Here is a 15,267-nt window from a genome sequence, read left to right on the forward strand (position 1 = left end):
GACCAATGGCGAATACCTCGAAAGTTGTGAAGGCTGCGCGCGGACATAAGTTCGCCGTGCAGAACTACAGCCGCTGCTCGCGCTGCGGCCGGGCCCGCGGCTTCTACCGCTTCTTCGGCATGTGCCGCATCTGCATCCGCGAGATGGCCCACAAGGGTGAGCTGCCAGGCGTGAAGAAAGCCAGCTGGTAAGCGGAGAGTTGAGAAGATGCCCCCGGAAACGGGGGTTTTTTCATGGGGCGCCGGACTCCGCCCGCACTTGGGACAGCGGTGAGCGTGTTCTCTGCCTATCCTCTGGCCATGACGACCTTCACCGGCCCGCCCACCGAGGTGCTGATCGTGGGCAGCCTGCATCTGGGTGCCGATGTGCCGGACGCCGCCCTGGCCCGCACCTCCGCTCGGCTCCAGGCCTGGAGGCCTGATCTGGTCGGGGTCGAGGTGCTGCCCGGAGAGCTGGTGGAGCTGTACGACCGGCAGGGCGGGTGGCTGGACGAGCTGAACTATGGCGGCTATCCGCAGGCGCGGGCGCTGGGACGAGAGGCGCAGGAGGCGACCGGCTGGACGAGGGCCGAGGCCGCCCGGCAGGCCGACGATCCGGCGCTGGAGACAGGGCAGCGCGTCATGGCTCATCTGGCGGCCTTCGAACCCTGGAACGTGCTGCTGCACTGGACACCGGATCTGCCCCTGACGCCGCCTCTCGCCCAGGGATTGAGCGACCTGTTGCGGAGCCCGGCGGAGAGCGTGCGCCTGGGCGTGGCGGTGGCCCGCGCCCTGGGCCATTCCCGCCTGTGCCTGTTCGACGATTTCCCTGTGGCCGAGATGACGCCTGAGCAGGAGCGGGCATTCGGGGCGGGCGTGAGGGCCCCTGAGTTCCAGGAGTGGCTGAATGCTCATCCGTTTGTCCGCGCGCAGGCCCAGCAGCGCGGGGAGTCGTCAGAGTACTGGGAAACGCTGCTGCTCCTGAACCGGCCAGACACCCTGGTCAGCAACGACAGCCTGGAGCGGGAGGCGAATCTGCGCCTGGGCCTGCCGGGCCGCGCCAAGCTGGCCGATTGGGAGGCCCGTAACCTGTTCATGGCCGCCCGGCTGAGGATGGGCACCATGACCTGCCCTGGCGGCCGCGTGCTGGCCATCGTCGGCCATTCGCACACCGGCCCGATGAAGGCGGCGGTGCGGGCGCTGGGGGCCGACGTGCGGCTGGTGGAGCTGAGCGAGCTGGTGGGAGTGGAGTTGGAAGGCTGATTGCCCTTCCCCCGCCTGGTCTGCTACACTTCTTTCTTGCCGCACCCGCGGCAGCGAACGTGCTGTGCCCCCTGGATACGAACCGGTCAGCTTTGAAAGGTGATCGTCCAGTGGTGGATTTCCGACCCAAGAGAAGAACCGGCGGGACTGTTTCCGTCAAGCATTCCAATGGGGAGACCCGTGGCCGGACTCAGACCGAGACCGGACACACCTGCCGGGGCAGTGGCTCACGCCGCGCCCCTGGAGGAGACACATGCTGAGTGATCCCATCGCCGACATGCTCACGCGCATCCGCAACGCGACGCGCACCCACAAGGAGACCGTGGACATCCCGGCCTCCAAGTTCAAGGAAGAACTGGCCAAGCTGCTGGTCAAAGAGGGCTACGTGGCCTCTGTCGAACGCCTGGTGCCCGAAGGCCAGAAGTTCGATGTCCTGCGAGTGACGCTGAAATACGGCGCCAAGCGCGAACAGGTCATCAAGCACATCGAGCGCATCTCCCGCCCTGGACGCCGATCTTACGTGAGCGCCGACAGCCTGCCCCGCATCCAGCGTGGCCTGGGCGTGGCCGTGGTCTCGACCAGCAAGGGCCTGCTGCCCGACCGCGAAGCCCGCAAGCAGGGCGTCGGCGGCGAAGTCATCTGCGTTCTCTGGTAACGGTTGCCCGAAGGGCCGAGCAGAGCGAGTAACCGCAATGGCGAGGGGCCGTCCCCGAGCCACCTACCCTGACCTCAGCACGCCGGATCGGCGCCGACTGACTTAAGGACTGAAGGGAGGACTTCCATGTCCCGAATTGGTAAACAACCCATCGCCGTGCCCAGCGGCGTGACCCTGAGCGCCGAGAACGGCATCTTCAAGGTCAAGGGGCCCAAGGGGGAACTCACGGTTCCCTACAACAACGAATTGACCGTCCGCCAGGACGGCGACACCCTGCTGGTCGAGCGCCCCAGCGACGCGCAGCGCCACCGCGCCCTGCACGGCCTGACCCGCTCGCTGGTCGCCAACGCGGTCAAGGGCGTGAGCGACGGCTACACCATCAACCTGGAACTCAGGGGCGTGGGGTTCCGCGCCAAGCTGGCCGGCAGGAACCTCGAAATGGCCATCGGCTACAGCCACCCGGTCATCATCGAGCCGCCGGCGGGCGTGAGCTTCACCGTGCCCGAGCCCACCAAGATTGACGTGAGCGGCATCGACAAGCAGCTCGTCGGTCAGGTGGCCGCCAACGTCCGCAAGGTGCGCAAGCCCGACGCCTATCACGGCAAGGGTGTGCGCTTCCTCGGTGAGAAGATCGCCCTCAAGGCCGGTAAGGCCGGTGCCACCGGCGGGAAAGGGAAGAAATAATGGCTGCTCAGACGACCATCCGGCGCAAACTGCGCGCCCGCCGCAAAGTCCGTACCGCTGCCGGCGAGAGACTGCGCCTCAGCGTGTACCGCTCCAGCAAGCACATCTACGCCCAGATCATCGACGACTCCAAGGGGGTCACGCTGGCCGCAGCCAGCTCCGCTGCCCTCAAGACGGGCACCAAGACCGACACCGCCGCCGCCGTGGGCAAGGCCCTGGCCGAAGCGGCCCTCTCCAAGGGTGTCAAGCAGGTGGTTTTTGACCGTGGTCAGTACAAGTACCACGGACGCGTGAAGGCGCTCGCAGACGCGGCGCGGGAGGGTGGCCTTGACTTTTAATCGACGCAACGACCGCAATGCGGAGCGCGAAAGCAGCGAATTCGAAGAGAAGATGCTCTTCGTCAACCGCACCTCCAAGACCTACCAGGGTGGGCGCCGCTTCCGCTTCGCCGCGCTGGTGATCCTGGGCGACCGCAACGGCCGCGTGGGCATGGGGATCGGCAAGGCCAAGGAAGTGCCCGTGGCCATCGAGAAGGCCAAGAGCATCGCGCGCAAGAACATGATCATGGTGCCCGTGGAAAACGGCACGATTCCCCACGACATCGTGGGCGAGAACTCGACCAGCCGCGTGCTCCTGAAGCCCGCCGGCCCCGGTACGGGCGTGATCGCGGGCACCGTGCCCCGCTCGATCGCCGAACTGGCCGGCATCACCAACCTGCTGTCCAAGGAACTGGGCAGCCGCAACAAGGTCAACGTGGCCTACGCCGTGTTCGACGGCCTGAAGAACCTCCGCACCGCGAAGCAGGTTCGCGCGCTGCGAGGCGAGACCGGAGGCGTTCAGTAATGGCAAGCCTGAAGATTACCCTGAAGCGCAGCGTGATCGGCCGGCCCGGCTACCAGGTCGAGACGGTCAAGTCGCTGGGCCTGCACAAGATCGGTGACACCCGCGAGATCAACGACACGCCCGCCCTGCGCGGCATGGTCAACACCGTCAAGCACCTGCTGGAGGTGCACGAATGAAACTCCACGAACTTCAGCCCTCACCGGGCAGCCGCAAGAACCGCAAGCGCGTGGGCCGTGGCCCTGGCGGCACCGACAAGACCGCCGGCCGTGGTCACAAGGGCCAGAAGTCGCGCAGCGGCGCCGGCAAGGGCAGCTTCTTCGAGGGTGGCCGCAGCCGCCTGATCGCCCGTCTGCCCAAGCGCGGCTTCAACAACGTCGGGATCACCTTCGAGATCGTCAAGCTCTCGCAGCTGGAGGCCATCGAGGGCGAGACCTTCGGCCGCAGCGAGCTGGAAGCCTACGGTCTGGTGCGCCGCAAGAACCGCCCCGTGAAGCTGCTCGCCACTGGTGAGATCAGCCGCGCGGTGACCGTTCACGTGGACGCCGCCAGCGCCGCCGCCGTGAAGGCCATCGAGGCCGCCGGGGGCAAGGTCATCCTGCCCGAAGGCACGACTCCTGACACGATGGGCACCGAGAAGGCGGAGTAATGCTCCGCGCCTTCCGCGACGCCTTCCGGATTCCGGATCTTCAGCGGAAGATTCTCTTCACCCTGCTGCTTCTTGCCGTCTACCGCCTGGGGAGCGCCATTCCCACCCCAGGCGTGAACAGCGCCGCCCTGAGTCAAGCGAACCAGGGCGGCCTCTTCGGTTTGATCAGCATGATCTCGGGGGGCAATCTTTCGCAGTTCTCGATCTTCGCGCTGGGGGTGCTGCCGTACATCACGGCCAGCATCGTCATCCAGCTGCTGACCACCACCATCCCGGCTCTGGAGAAACTGAGCAAGGAAGGCGAGGAAGGCCGCAAGAAGATCAACCAGTACACCCGTTTCGCCGCCGTGGCGCTGGGGGCCGTGCAGGCCACCTTCTTCGCGGCCTACATCAACTCCGATCCCAACTACATCGCCATCGGCTGGGCGCCCGGCACCTTCACGATCCTGGTCATGGTGCTGACCCAGGTCGCCGGCATCGCCTTCACCATGTGGATCGGCGAGCGGATCACCGAGGTCGGGGTGGGCAACGGGATCTCGCTGATCATCACGGCCGGGATCATCGCCCGCTATCCTTTTGAATTCCAGAGCACGGCCGCCCTGGTGCGCTCGACTCCGGACGACAACTGGCTGCTGCGGCTGCTGGCCTTCGGGCTGGTCATTCTCATCACCATCGCCGGGATCGTGTACGTGTACCAGGCCGAGCGCCGGGTGCCCGTGACCTATGCCCGCGCGCGGGGCGGCGTGGCCGGACAGGCCCGTGGGGCGACCCAGGCCACCTGGCTGCCCATCAAGGTCAACCAGGCGGGCGTGATCCCGGTGATCTTCGCCAGCGCCATGCTGATCATTCCCAACCTGATCGGCAGCGCCACGGCCACCCGCGCTCCGTCGGTCAACGCTTTCATCCAGACCTACCTGACCTTCGGGCAGCCGCTGTACATCGCGCTGGAAGCCGCCCTGATCTTCGGCTTCACGTACCTGTACAACTCGGTGCAGTTCGACCCCAAACGCATCGCGGAGCAGCTGCGCGAGGCCGGCGGCTTCATTCCGGGCGTGCGGCCCGGCACGCCGACCGCCGAGTTCCTGGGCACCATCAGTGGCCGCCTGAGCCTCTGGGGCGCGCTGTTCCTGGTCGTGCTGACCGTGCTGCCGCAGCTCGTGCAGCGGGCGACCGGGATCACCACCTTCCAGTTCTCCGGCACCGGCCTGCTGATCATCGTGGGCGTGGCGCTGGAGACCCTGAAGCAGCTCGAGGCCCAGCTGACCGTGCGCCGCTACGACGGCTTCATCAGCAAGGGCCGGATCCGTGGCCGCCTGAACAACTGAGGCCCGGATACCTGAAGCCTGTTCCGTTCGTCACCGCTCCCGGTCTGGGGGCGGTTTTTCCGTGCCGGGCGCGACGTCACCTGGGCGGGGACAGGGCTGGGCAGGCGCGCTGCATCTGGGCCCGAAGCCTCTATGCTGGAGCCGAGAACGGAGGGAAGAAGTGACTCAAGCGAAGAACAAGGTCGTGATTTTCCTCGGGCCGCCCGGCGCCGGGAAGGGCACGCAGGCCCAGCGACTGGCCGATGAACAGGGCCTGCTCAAGATCAGCACCGGCGACATCCTGCGCGACCACGTGAGCCGGGGCACCGAACTGGGCCAGCAGGTGAAGCCCATTCTGGACGAGGGCAAACTGGTGCCCGACGACATCCTGATGGCCCTGATCCGCGACAAGCTGGCCAGCATGGACGACGTGCGCGTGATCTTCGACGGATTTCCGCGCACCGGCGCCCAGGCGCAGGAACTCGACATGCTGCTGGAGGAGCTGGGCGCCCCGGTGAACCACGTGCCGCTGCTGGAGGTGCCGCCCGAGATGCTGATCGAGCGCATCGTGGAGCGGGGTCGGCAGGCCGCCGCCCGTGGTGAGACCATCCGCAGCGACGACACCGAGGCGGTCGCCCGTCACCGCCAGGAGGTCTACCGCGTGCAGACCCAGCCGCTGATCGACTACTACAGCGCGCGCGGCCACCTGTACCGTGTGGACGGCGTGGGCAGCATGGACGAGGTCTATGGCCGGATCCTGGAGGGCATGAAGTAGGGCGGCAGAAAGCTCGAGGCAGAGGGCGGAAGGCGAACGATGTGGAGCCTTCTGCCCTCTGCCTTCTGCGTCCCTTCCGGTCGGGTAGCCTGGGCTTGCCCATCGAGTGTGAATGGGTTACTATTACGTCATTAGCATAATTCGTGCGAAGGATTTATTGATGATCCCGACTCCCCCAGTGCTCACGCCCGACGCCATCCTCGCCCTCGCCACCGATGCTGGAAGTGCGGCCAACGCCCGCAAGCTCGCCACGCCCGGCCGGTGGCCGGTGCTGAATGCAGTCGCGGGGGCCCTGTGGGGGCAGTGTCAGGGCAGCGGCCAGGAGCCGTACCTGACCGGCGTGGATCTGAGCGGGCCGGTGGGGAAGTGCTCCTGCCCCAGCCGCAAGTTTCCCTGCAAGCATGTGCTGGCGCTGCTCCTGCTCCGGGCCACGCAGCCGGGGGCGTTCGGGGCCGAGGCGCTGCCCGGCAGCCTGGAGACGTGGCGGGCGGGCCGGGCCCAGCGGTCGGGGGCGAAGGCCGCAGGGCAGGCAGGGCAGAGGGAGGAGGGCGCAGGGGTGGAGGCACCCGGCGAAGGGGCGTCGCCACTCCCGGCCGCCGACCCCGCGGCCCAGGCGAAGCGCCGCGCCGCGCGGGAACGCAAGGTCAGTGACGGCCTGGAGGCGCTGCAGACCTTTCTCGTGGATCTGATCCGCGACGGGCTGGCCCACGCCCCGGCCCGGCCCTACTCCGACTGGGACACCCAGGCCGCCCGGCTGGTCGATGCCCAGGCGCCCGGCGCGGCCCGACTGGTGCGCCAGATTCCCGGGCATCTGGGCGACCCGGCGGCGCTGCTCGCCCACCTCAGCCGCCTGTATCTGCTGACCGAGGCGTGGCCGCGCCGGGACGCCCTGAGTGGGCCCGAGCAGGCCGATCTGCGCTCGGCGCTGGGGTTTCCGCTCGACCGGGCGGCGGTGCTGGAGCGGCCGGGTGTCCCGGCCCGCTGGCTGGTCGCGGGGCAGGCGACCGTGCAGGAGGAGACGCTGAGCACCCGCCGGACGTGGCTATGCGCTGAGCCGCACACCGCCCTGCTCCTCGATTTTGCTCCTCCGGGACGCCCCCTGCTGCCACCCCTGCCGACCGGCCAGCGGGTGCAGGCGGAGGTCTGCTTCGCCCCTGGCGCCTTCCCGCAGCGGGGCGTGCTGCATGGAGAAGCCCCCACCCCGGCCCCTGCCCCCGACCTCCCGCCCGGCGTGACCCTGGACATCCTGCTCGACCGGCACGGCGCGGCCCTGGCCCTGAACCCCTGGCTGGAACGCTCGGCCCACGTCGTTGGCCCGGTGTGGCTGATTCCGGGCGAGCCCTGGCGCGTGCAGGACGCGGGCGGCAGCCTGCCCCTGGGGGGAGGCGAGCGCGCCCGACTGACCTTGCTGGCAGTCGGTGGGGGGCAGCCGGTCACGCTGTTCGGCGAATGGGACGGCGCCGCCCTGCTCCCCCTGAGCCTGCTGAGTGGGGACGTCCTGCTGCCCCTGCCCGCTGTGGAGGAGGCGTGAGCGACCTGGGTGACCTCCTGGCCCTGGCCCTGGTCGGCACTGCACGCGGCGCCCTGCCCAGCTCAGCCCTGCCCAGCCCAGCACAGCCCAGCCCCGGCCCGCAGGCGCTGGCCCAGGCCAGTGCGGGACTCACCCGCCCCGATCCGGAGGGCACCCTGCTGGCCCGCGCCGCGCTGCTCACCCTGGCCCACCGCGCCGGACGCCTGCCCGATCAGGCCGCCGACCTGCCCCCCCCCGCGCCCGCCGAGACCCGCCCGGAAGCACCGCCCAGCGCCGCCCAGTATCTGCCGCTGGTGATGGGCACGCCCCAGCTGCCCGAATGGCTGGGCCTCTGTGCCCGGGCCGGCTGGCGCGTGCCCGCCGCCCAGCTTCCCGCGCTGCTCGATCTGGCCCGCCACGACACCGGGCTGCGTGAACGGCTGCGCCCCGTGCTGGGCGAGCGGGGCACCTGGCTCGCGGGCTTCAGTCCGGAGTGGCGCTTCGTTCCGGCCACCCTGGATGACGGGGCCTGGACGGACGCCACCGAGGCGGGCCGCGAGGCGCTGTTCCGCAGCCTGCGCGGGCGTGACCCGCACTCTGGCCGTGACCTCCTGGCCGCCCGGCTGCCCAGCGAACGCGCCTCCAGCCGCAAACGTCTGCTGGGCGCGCTGCTGGAAACCCTCACCCCCGACGACGCCGACCTCGAACCCCTGCTGGACAGCCTGCTCGACGACCGCAGCGAGGACGTCCGCACGCTGGCCCGCCGCGCCCTCCAGCGGCTGCCGTCCAGCGCGTACAACGCCCGCATGGCCGGCCGGCTGGCCGCGCTCGTGCAGGTCGGCCGGCCCGGAGTGCTAGGTCGCCTGACCGGGCAGACGCCCTTCACGCTGACCCTTCCCTCCGGGCCCGACCCGGACGGCCGGCGCGACGGCCTCGACCCCGGTCTGGGAGCCTCCGGCCTGCTGGGACAGCTGCTCGGGGCGACCCATCCGCAGGCGTTGCTGACGGCCCTGAACCTGCCGCCCGCGCACGCCGTGGCGCTGGCCCGTCAGCACGAGGCCGGAGAGGAGCTGGCCGCCAGCACGATTGCCACCGGGCACCGTGCGCTGGCCGCCGCCCTGCTGCCGCTCTTTCCCAACGACCCTGGCCTGCTGCTCCTGGGGCCACCCGAGGGACTTCGCGTCGCCGTCGGGCAGGCCCTGCGCGCTGCCGATGCCGAACGCCTGTGGCCGCTGCTGGAGGCCCTTCCGGCCCCCTGGCCCGCCGACCTGACCCCGCCCCTCTGGGAGGCGCTGCGCCGCTCGCTGCGGGGCGTGCCGTACCTGTCCGCCTGGCCATACCGCTGGCGCGAGATCTACAGCCTGACGATGGAACGGGCCGACCCTCACACCGTGCTGACTGCCTCCTCACCGGACGACCTCACCCCGTTCGCCCAGCAACTCCTGAGCGAGCTGCGCGGCACCTTCGACCTCAGAGTAGCGATGCAGCGGGAGTTCAAGGAGACCCACCCATGACCCAGCCCACCACCGAAGTTCTCCGCCTCCACGCCGAGCAGGCCTACGCGCACGAACTCGCCGCGCTGGCCGCACACGACGACCGGCCCCGGCCGCCCCGCTGGAACCTCAGCCCGCACGCCGTCCTGACCTACCTGATGGGCGGCACGCTGACAGACGGCACGGAGATCAGCGCGAAGTACGTGGGCGAGCGCCGCCTGATGGAGATCGCGGTGGCCACCCTGGCGACCGACCGCGCCCTGCTGCTGATCGGCGTGCCGGGCACGGCCAAGAGCTGGGTCAGCGAGCATCTGGCCGCCGCGATCTCGGGCACCAGTACGCTGCTCGTGCAGGGCACCGCCGGCACCAGCGAGGACAGCGTCCGCTACGGCTGGAACTACGCCCGCCTGCTGGCCGAGGGGCCGTCCGAGGCCGCGCTGGTCGAGAGCCCCATCGTGCGGGCCATGCGAACGGGCAAGATCGCCCGCCTGGAGGAGCTGACCCGCGTGCAGAGCGACGTGCAGGACAGCCTCATCACCGTGCTGAGCGAGAAGACGCTGCCGGTGCCCGAGCTGAACACCGAGGTGCAGGCGGTACAGGGCTTCAACCTGATCGCCACGGCCAACACCCGCGACAAGGGCGTGAACGACCTGTCCAGCGCCCTCAAGCGCCGCTTCAATTCCGTGATCCTGCCCGTGCCCGACAGCCTGGACGAGGAGGTCAGGATCGTGACCAGCCGCGTGGCGCAGCTCGCCGGCAGCCTGCAGATTCCCGCCCCGCCGCCCGCGCTGGAGGAGGTGCGGCGGATCGTGACCGTGTTCCGCGAGCTGCGCGCCGGCGTGACCGAGGACGGCCGGACGCGGGTGAAGAGCCCCAGCGGCAGCATGAGCACCGCCGAGGCGATCAGCGTGGTCAACCAGGGCCTGAGCCTCGCCGCGCATTTCGGCAGCGGGCAGCTCAGCGCCCACGACGTGGCCGCCAGTCTGGTGGGCGCCGTGGTGAAAGACCCCGTGCAGGACGCCGTGATCTGGCGCGAGTATCTGGAAACCGTGGCGAAGAAACGCGACGACTGGAAGGAGCTGTACCGGGCATGTAGGGCGGTGAGCTGAGGTGAGACAGGATCAGCCTGAGCCGTCAGAGGATCATCGTATGTACTGAATAGTCGTCGGTGACGCGGCAGGCTGGGATTGAGGTGACCTCGCCTGAATAGACACTGAGTTTCCGGGAATTCATTCGAACAGTGGAGGAGCGCCTCATGATTGAAGCGGGCAAGGGATTCTGGGCCGCAGCCCTGGAGCAGTATCAGGAAAAGTATTCTGGTGGAACGCTCACTCCTGAAAAAGTGAGGGAGGTGGAGGCGGAGCTGGGATACAGACTCCCCGCCGGATACATCGCGATTTCGGAGATTCAGAATGGTGGTTTTCCAGTCAATATCTGCTATCCAACCGATCAGCAGAATAATTGGGCCGACGATCATGTCGCCATCGTCGGAATTTTCGGGATCGGGCGTGAAAACCAGTGGACGTTGTGTGGGGAACTGGGGAGCCAGTTCTGGGTTGACGAATGGGACTATCCGGAGATCGGTGTGTATTTTGCGGATTGCCCGACGGCGGGTCATCAGATGGTGGCGCTCGATTACCGTGAGTGCGGCCCCCAGGGTGAGCCGAAAGTCGTCTATGTGGATCAGGAAGACGATTACTCGATCATTGAACTGGCGCCAGATTTCATGACGTTCATCACGGGTCTGCTCCCGGAGGAGCATTTCGAAGCAGACGACGGTTGATATGAGTCCACCTCCCATGTCCATCTTCCCCATCCGTCATCACGGCCCCGGTTCGGCCCGCTCGCTGCAGCACGCCCTGACCCAGCTGCAGCCGGACATCGTGCTCGTCGAAGGCCCGGCCGATGCCGACGTGGTGCTGCCCTTCCTGGCGCGCAAAGAGATGAAGCCGCCCGTCGCGCTGCTGGGTTATGTCAACGACGATCCGGCCCGCGCGTCGTTCTGGCCCTTCGCGGCCTTCAGTCCGGAGTTCGTGGCCTTCCGCTGGGCGGCCAGGGCCGGGGCGCAGGCGCGGTTCATGGATCTGCCAGCGGGGGTCACGCTGGCGGGAGAACGAGAGGATGACCCAGACGATAACGACGACTCCGACGACCTCCACAGCGATCCCCTGCGGCTGCTGGCGGAGGCGGCGGGCTACGCAGACTTCGAGCGCTGGTGGGAGACGCTGGTCGAGGCGCGCGGAGATGATTTCGAGGTGTTTGCGGCGATCAATGAGGCCATGCAGGCGGTGCGGGCCGATGCCCCGGCGGCCTCGGGTCGGGAGGCGCAGCGCGAGGCCCACATGCGGCAGACCATCCGTGCGGCGCTCAAGGACGGCTTCCAACGCATCGCGGTGGTGTGCGGCGCCTGGCACGCGCCCGCGCTGGATGTGGCGGCCTTCAGGGCGAAGGACGACGCGGCGCTCCTGAAGGGAATGCCAAAAGCGAAGGTCACGCTGACCTGGGTGCCCTGGACGCATGGCCGGCTCTCGGTGGGTTCGGGCTACGGCGCGGGGGTGCGCTCGCCGGGCTACTACCACCACCTCTTTACCACGCCGTCGGACGTGACCGAGCGCTGGTTCGCCCGCGCCGCGCGGCTGCTGCGGGAGGAGGGGCTGGAGGCGAGCAGCGCGTCGGTGATCGAGGCGACCCGGCTGGCGAACACGCTGGCGGCCCTGCGTGGGCGGGCCTTACCGGGCCTGGACGAACTGAACGAGGCCGCCCTGAGCGTGTTCGGCTGGGACGGCGACCTGCCGCTGCGGCTCATCGAGCGGAAACTGGTGGTGGGTGAGGCCCTGGGCCGCGTGCCGGACGACACCCCGACCGTGCCGCTGGCCCAGGATCTGGCCCGCCTCCAGAAGCGCCTGCGCCTGAAGGTGCAGCCGGAACAGACTGAACTGACGCTGGATCTGCGCCAGGACACCGATCTGGCCCGCAGTACGCTCTTCCACCGCCTGAAGGTGCTGGGCGTGCCCTGGGCGCAGGAGCGCTTCAGCAGCGGGCGCGGCACCTTCAAGGAGGCGTGGGCGCTGGCCTGGAAGCCGGACTTCAGCGTGCGGCTCGTCGAGGCCAGCCGCTGGGGGCAGACCGTGGAGGACGCGGCGACCGCCACGGCGCTGGACAGGGCGCGGTCGGCGGGCACCCTGGCCGACCTGACGGCCCTGCTGGAGGCCGTGCGCTCGGCCGACCTGGGCGGCGCCCTGCCGACCCTGCTGGCCGCTCTGGACGTGCGCGCCGCCGCCACGGCCGATGTCAGCGACCTGCTGGCGGCCCTGCCCCCGCTGGCCCGCCTCGCACGCTACGGGGACGTGCGGGGGCGCAGCGGTGCCGGGGACGGGCACGCTGGAGCGATCTTCGGCACGCTGCTCACGCGGGCGGGCGTGGGCCTGCCGCTGGCCGGCGTGGGGCTGGATCAGGCGGCGGCGGAGACCCTGCGCGGTCATGTCCAGGCCGCCGACAGCGCCGTTCGCCTGCTGGGCGACCCCGACCCGCTGGCCGGCTGGCTGGGCGCCCTGGGCCGCCTGACGGATCAGGGGGGCGCCCATCCGCTGCTGGCCGGAGACGCCCTGCGCCGCCTGCGGGACGCCGGGCAGCTGGACAGGGAAGAGGTCGCGCGCCGCCTGGGGCTGGCCCTGGGCGTGGCCGAGCCCCTGGAGATCACCGCCTGGCTGGACGGCTTCCTGGGCCACAGCGGCGCCCTGCTGATCCACGACACGGTGCTGCTGTCCCTGCTGGACGACTGGCTGAGCGGCCTGAGCCCCGAGCGCTTCCAGGAGGCGCTGCCCCTGCTGCGGCGGGTGTTCGCCCGCTTCGATAAGGCCGAGCGCCGGAACATCGGGGAGACGCTGCGGGGGGCGCGTACCCGCACCCGGCAGCGCGCCACGCCGCTCGACGAGGAGCGGGCGCTGAGGGCCGTGCCCACCCTGCTGCGGCTCCTGGGCGCGTTTCCCTGAGCCGGCACGTCGCCGGGTGACCTCAGGCCCCGAGGCCGCATCGCTGCACCCTGGCCATCTCCCGTGCAGGGCTCGCTCTCTTCATGGTCAGGGGGCAAGGGGAGGCTGATCCTCCCCCGTGAAAGCCATCTTCAGGTAACCTTTACCCAATGAAGCTCCGGCCATGAACCAGACTGCCCTCCAGCCAGCCATCAGCGATCCGCCCGTCCCTGCCGCACAGGCCGAGGGGCGACGCGGCTCGGCGGCGGTCTGGGTCATCCTGGCGGCGGGCACCTTCGGGCATCTGGTGTCGCTCGCGCAGGGGAGGGTCATCCCAGGGTACTTCCAGACGGTGGACTGGCTGCTGGGCGGCGTGCTGCTGCTGTGGATGCTGGGGCTGGGGGTCGCCAACTTCCTGGGCTGGGCCGGGCGGCGCCAGCTGGTCTCGCTGATCCTGCTGTCCAACATCGCCTTCCTGCTCTCCCGGCTGGGCATCTCGCTGTTCGTGGTCGGCAGCAGCGAGCGCATCCTGACGGAACTGGCGACCCTGCTGATCTGGCTCCTGACCATGCCCATGATCGAGGCGAGTATGCGGACTTCCCCGCTGACCCAGCGGGTGAGTGCGGCGCTGCCCTACGTCCTGATGGCCATGTCGCTGGTCTTCGCCTTCACGCCGGGGGGCGCCGGGGCGCGGCCGGAGGTCTGGTTCGGCCTCTTTCAGCTGTCGCTGGTCTGCCTGAGCGTGATGCTGGGGGCGCGCTTCATCAACTCGCTGCGGGCGGCGCTGAGAAGCTCCCGGGCCGACAACCAGGCCCTGAGCCGCATGGCTTTCCTCGATCCCCTGACCGACCTGAAGAACCGCTCCTACCTGGATGAACACCTCCGTGAACAGGTGCTGGGCGGCCAGCCGTTCACCGTGCTGTTTCTCGATCTGGACGGCTTCAAGGCGATCAACGACACGCTGGGGCACGCCACCGGCGACGAGGTGCTGCGTCTGGTGGCCGCGCGGCTGCGGCAGCTGGCCCCGGCGGGCAGCTGTCTGGCGCGGGTCAGCGGCGACGAGTTCGTGCTGGGCCTCGGGTTCACGGACCCCCTGGAGGTCTCCGGCGTGGCCCAGCAGGTCGTGGACGACCTCGGGGCGCCGTTCGCGGTGGGCCACCACCTGCTGCGCGTGAGTGCCAGCGTGGGCATCAGCCGCTTTCCCCTGGACGCGCAGAGTGCCCACGACGTGATGCTGCGTGCCGACCGGGCCATGTACGCCGTGAAACGCAGCGGCAAGAACGGCTTCCGGCTGTACAGCGAGCATCTGCTGGATCAGGACGAGCGGCGCCAGCTGCTGGAGCGCGAACTGCGGCACGCCCAGGCGCGCGGCGAGCTGTTTCTGGAGTTCCAGCCGATCTGCACGCTGCCAGGGGGCCGCCCGGTGTGTCTGGAGGCCCTGAGCCGCTGGCAGCACGCGGAGTTCGGGCTGGTCGGCCCGGAGGTCTTCATTCCTATCGCCGAGGAGTGCGGCCTGATCACCTCGCTGGGCGAGTGGGCCCTGCAGGAAGCGCTGGGGGTGGCCGCGCGCTGGCGGGCAGCCGGCTTCCGGGAACTGCGACTGGCGGTCAACGTGTCGCCGCTGCAGCTCATGCAGCCGCATTTCGTGGAGATGGTGGCCGCCGAGCTGGAGCGCGCCGGTGTGCCGGCGTCGGCCCTGGAGCTGGAGGTCACGGAGGGGATCGACCTGCGGGGCCGGCTGCAGATCAGCCAGAGCGTCGAGGGGCTGCGCGCCCTGGGGGTGGGCCTCTCGCTGGACGATTTCGGCACGGGCTTCGCCTCGTTGTCGCGCCTGAACGACCTGCCCCTGCAGGTGGTCAAGATCGACCGGGTGTTCGTGGCCGACCTGACCGGCACCGAAGATCCGGCCCGCTCGCGCTATGTCCGCACCCTGATCGCCGCGATGGTCGCCGTCGCCGCGACCCTGAGGCTCAAACTGGTGGCCGAGGGCGTCGAGACGCCCGAGCAGGGCCGGGAGCTGCTGGCGCTCGGCTGCACCCAGGCCCAGGGCTTCCTCTTCGCCCCGAGCGTGCCCGAGGAGGAACTGCTCGCCGTGCTGTCCGCCCTGAACCAGAACAGCCTGATCCGGAATAGTGAGCTATGATT

The 15,267-nt window shown here is 69.4% G+C and carries 16 protein-coding genes; all 16 read left to right on the forward strand.

Annotated features, from left to right (window positions below; all coding sequences use genetic code 11):
- Positions 1 to 5 precede the first annotated feature (5 nt).
- Entirely contained in the window at positions 6 to 191 is a 186-nt protein-coding gene (locus CVO96_RS12635; protein WP_103312538.1) for a type Z 30S ribosomal protein S14, read from the forward strand.
- Positions 192 to 299: 108 nt separating this feature from the next.
- On the forward strand, positions 300 to 1,241 hold the full coding sequence (locus tag CVO96_RS21125) for a DUF5694 domain-containing protein (RefSeq protein ID WP_165795291.1): 942 nt from the start codon (positions 300 to 302) through the stop codon (positions 1,239 to 1,241).
- 253 nt (positions 1,242 to 1,494) lie between these two features.
- Positions 1,495 to 1,896, forward strand: coding sequence for a 30S ribosomal protein S8 (gene rpsH / locus CVO96_RS12645; RefSeq protein ID WP_103312539.1), 402 nt, complete (start codon positions 1,495 to 1,497; stop codon positions 1,894 to 1,896).
- 126 nt (positions 1,897 to 2,022) lie between these two features.
- Positions 2,023 to 2,580, forward strand: a complete 558-nt coding sequence (gene rplF / locus CVO96_RS12650; protein ID WP_103312540.1) for a 50S ribosomal protein L6 — start codon at positions 2,023 to 2,025, stop codon at positions 2,578 to 2,580.
- The gene (rplR, locus tag CVO96_RS12655; RefSeq protein WP_103312541.1) at positions 2,580 to 2,918 is read left to right on the forward strand and encodes a 50S ribosomal protein L18; all 339 of its coding nucleotides are present in this window, start codon (positions 2,580 to 2,582) and stop codon (positions 2,916 to 2,918) included. The genes rplF and rplR overlap by 1 nt, the downstream gene beginning before the upstream one ends.
- Positions 2,908 to 3,423 (forward strand): 30S ribosomal protein S5, encoded by a 516-nt coding sequence (gene rpsE / locus CVO96_RS12660; protein ID WP_165795292.1) that lies wholly within the window; start codon positions 2,908 to 2,910, stop codon positions 3,421 to 3,423. Before rplR ends, rpsE begins: the two co-directional genes overlap by 11 nt.
- Positions 3,424 to 3,431: 8 nt before the next feature.
- Positions 3,432 to 3,599 carry a 50S ribosomal protein L30 gene (gene rpmD, locus CVO96_RS12665; protein WP_423739379.1) on the forward strand — a complete coding sequence of 56 codons (168 nt, stop codon included), beginning with the start codon at positions 3,432 to 3,434 and terminating at the stop codon, positions 3,597 to 3,599.
- Complete coding sequence (gene rplO, locus CVO96_RS12670; protein ID WP_103312544.1) at positions 3,596 to 4,069, forward strand: 50S ribosomal protein L15; 474 nt, start codon at positions 3,596 to 3,598, stop codon at positions 4,067 to 4,069. Before rpmD ends, rplO begins: the two co-directional genes overlap by 4 nt.
- The gene (gene secY / locus CVO96_RS12675; protein ID WP_103312545.1) at positions 4,069 to 5,394 is read left to right on the forward strand and encodes a preprotein translocase subunit SecY; all 1,326 of its coding nucleotides are present in this window, start codon (positions 4,069 to 4,071) and stop codon (positions 5,392 to 5,394) included. The genes rplO and secY overlap by 1 nt, the downstream gene beginning before the upstream one ends.
- A gap of 160 nt (positions 5,395 to 5,554) precedes the next feature.
- Positions 5,555 to 6,148 carry an adenylate kinase gene (locus tag CVO96_RS12680; RefSeq protein ID WP_103312546.1) on the forward strand — a complete coding sequence of 198 codons (594 nt, stop codon included), beginning with the start codon at positions 5,555 to 5,557 and terminating at the stop codon, positions 6,146 to 6,148.
- Positions 6,149 to 6,308: 160 nt separating this feature from the next.
- Entirely contained in the window at positions 6,309 to 7,679 is a 1,371-nt protein-coding gene (locus CVO96_RS21610; RefSeq protein ID WP_103312547.1) for an SWIM zinc finger family protein, read from the forward strand.
- A complete protein-coding gene (locus CVO96_RS12690) occupies positions 7,676 to 9,172 on the forward strand; it encodes a DUF5691 domain-containing protein (RefSeq protein WP_103312548.1) in 1,497 nt (498 codons plus the stop codon). Before CVO96_RS21610 ends, CVO96_RS12690 begins: the two co-directional genes overlap by 4 nt.
- A complete protein-coding gene (locus CVO96_RS12695) occupies positions 9,169 to 10,260 on the forward strand; it encodes an ATP-binding protein (RefSeq protein WP_103312549.1) in 1,092 nt (363 codons plus the stop codon). Before CVO96_RS12690 ends, CVO96_RS12695 begins: the two co-directional genes overlap by 4 nt.
- Positions 10,261 to 10,406: 146 nt before the next feature.
- Positions 10,407 to 10,934, forward strand: coding sequence for an SMI1/KNR4 family protein (locus CVO96_RS12700; RefSeq protein ID WP_103313469.1), 528 nt, complete (start codon positions 10,407 to 10,409; stop codon positions 10,932 to 10,934).
- A gap of 16 nt (positions 10,935 to 10,950) precedes the next feature.
- Positions 10,951 to 13,143 carry a DUF5682 family protein gene (locus CVO96_RS12705; protein WP_103312550.1) on the forward strand — a complete coding sequence of 731 codons (2,193 nt, stop codon included), beginning with the start codon at positions 10,951 to 10,953 and terminating at the stop codon, positions 13,141 to 13,143.
- Between the two features lie 163 nt (positions 13,144 to 13,306).
- On the forward strand, positions 13,307 to 15,265 hold the full coding sequence (locus tag CVO96_RS12710) for a putative bifunctional diguanylate cyclase/phosphodiesterase (RefSeq protein ID WP_103312551.1): 1,959 nt from the start codon (positions 13,307 to 13,309) through the stop codon (positions 15,263 to 15,265).
- Positions 15,266 to 15,267 lie beyond the last annotated feature (2 nt).

This window comes from Deinococcus koreensis, assembly GCF_002901445.1.
Taxonomy (GTDB): Bacteria; Deinococcota; Deinococci; order Deinococcales; family Deinococcaceae; genus Deinococcus; species Deinococcus koreensis.

Coding starts and splice junctions, on each gene's coding strand:
- CVO96_RS12635 (WP_103312538.1), top strand. CDS start 6: ATGGCGAATACCTCGAAAGTTGTGAAGGCTGCGCGCGGACATAAGTTC.
- rpsH (WP_103312539.1), top strand. CDS start 1,495: ATGCTGAGTGATCCCATCGCCGACATGCTCACGCGCATCCGCAACGCG.
- rplO (WP_103312544.1), top strand. CDS start 3,596: ATGAAACTCCACGAACTTCAGCCCTCACCGGGCAGCCGCAAGAACCGC.
- rplR (WP_103312541.1), top strand. CDS start 2,580: ATGGCTGCTCAGACGACCATCCGGCGCAAACTGCGCGCCCGCCGCAAA.
- CVO96_RS12705 (WP_103312550.1), top strand. CDS start 10,951: ATGTCCATCTTCCCCATCCGTCATCACGGCCCCGGTTCGGCCCGCTCG.
- secY (WP_103312545.1), top strand. CDS start 4,069: ATGCTCCGCGCCTTCCGCGACGCCTTCCGGATTCCGGATCTTCAGCGG.
- CVO96_RS12700 (WP_103313469.1), top strand. CDS start 10,407: ATGATTGAAGCGGGCAAGGGATTCTGGGCCGCAGCCCTGGAGCAGTAT.
- CVO96_RS21125 (WP_165795291.1), top strand. CDS start 300: ATGACGACCTTCACCGGCCCGCCCACCGAGGTGCTGATCGTGGGCAGC.
- CVO96_RS12710 (WP_103312551.1), top strand. CDS start 13,307: ATGAACCAGACTGCCCTCCAGCCAGCCATCAGCGATCCGCCCGTCCCT.
- rplF (WP_103312540.1), top strand. CDS start 2,023: ATGTCCCGAATTGGTAAACAACCCATCGCCGTGCCCAGCGGCGTGACC.
- CVO96_RS21610 (WP_103312547.1), top strand. CDS start 6,309: ATGATCCCGACTCCCCCAGTGCTCACGCCCGACGCCATCCTCGCCCTC.
- CVO96_RS12695 (WP_103312549.1), top strand. CDS start 9,169: ATGACCCAGCCCACCACCGAAGTTCTCCGCCTCCACGCCGAGCAGGCC.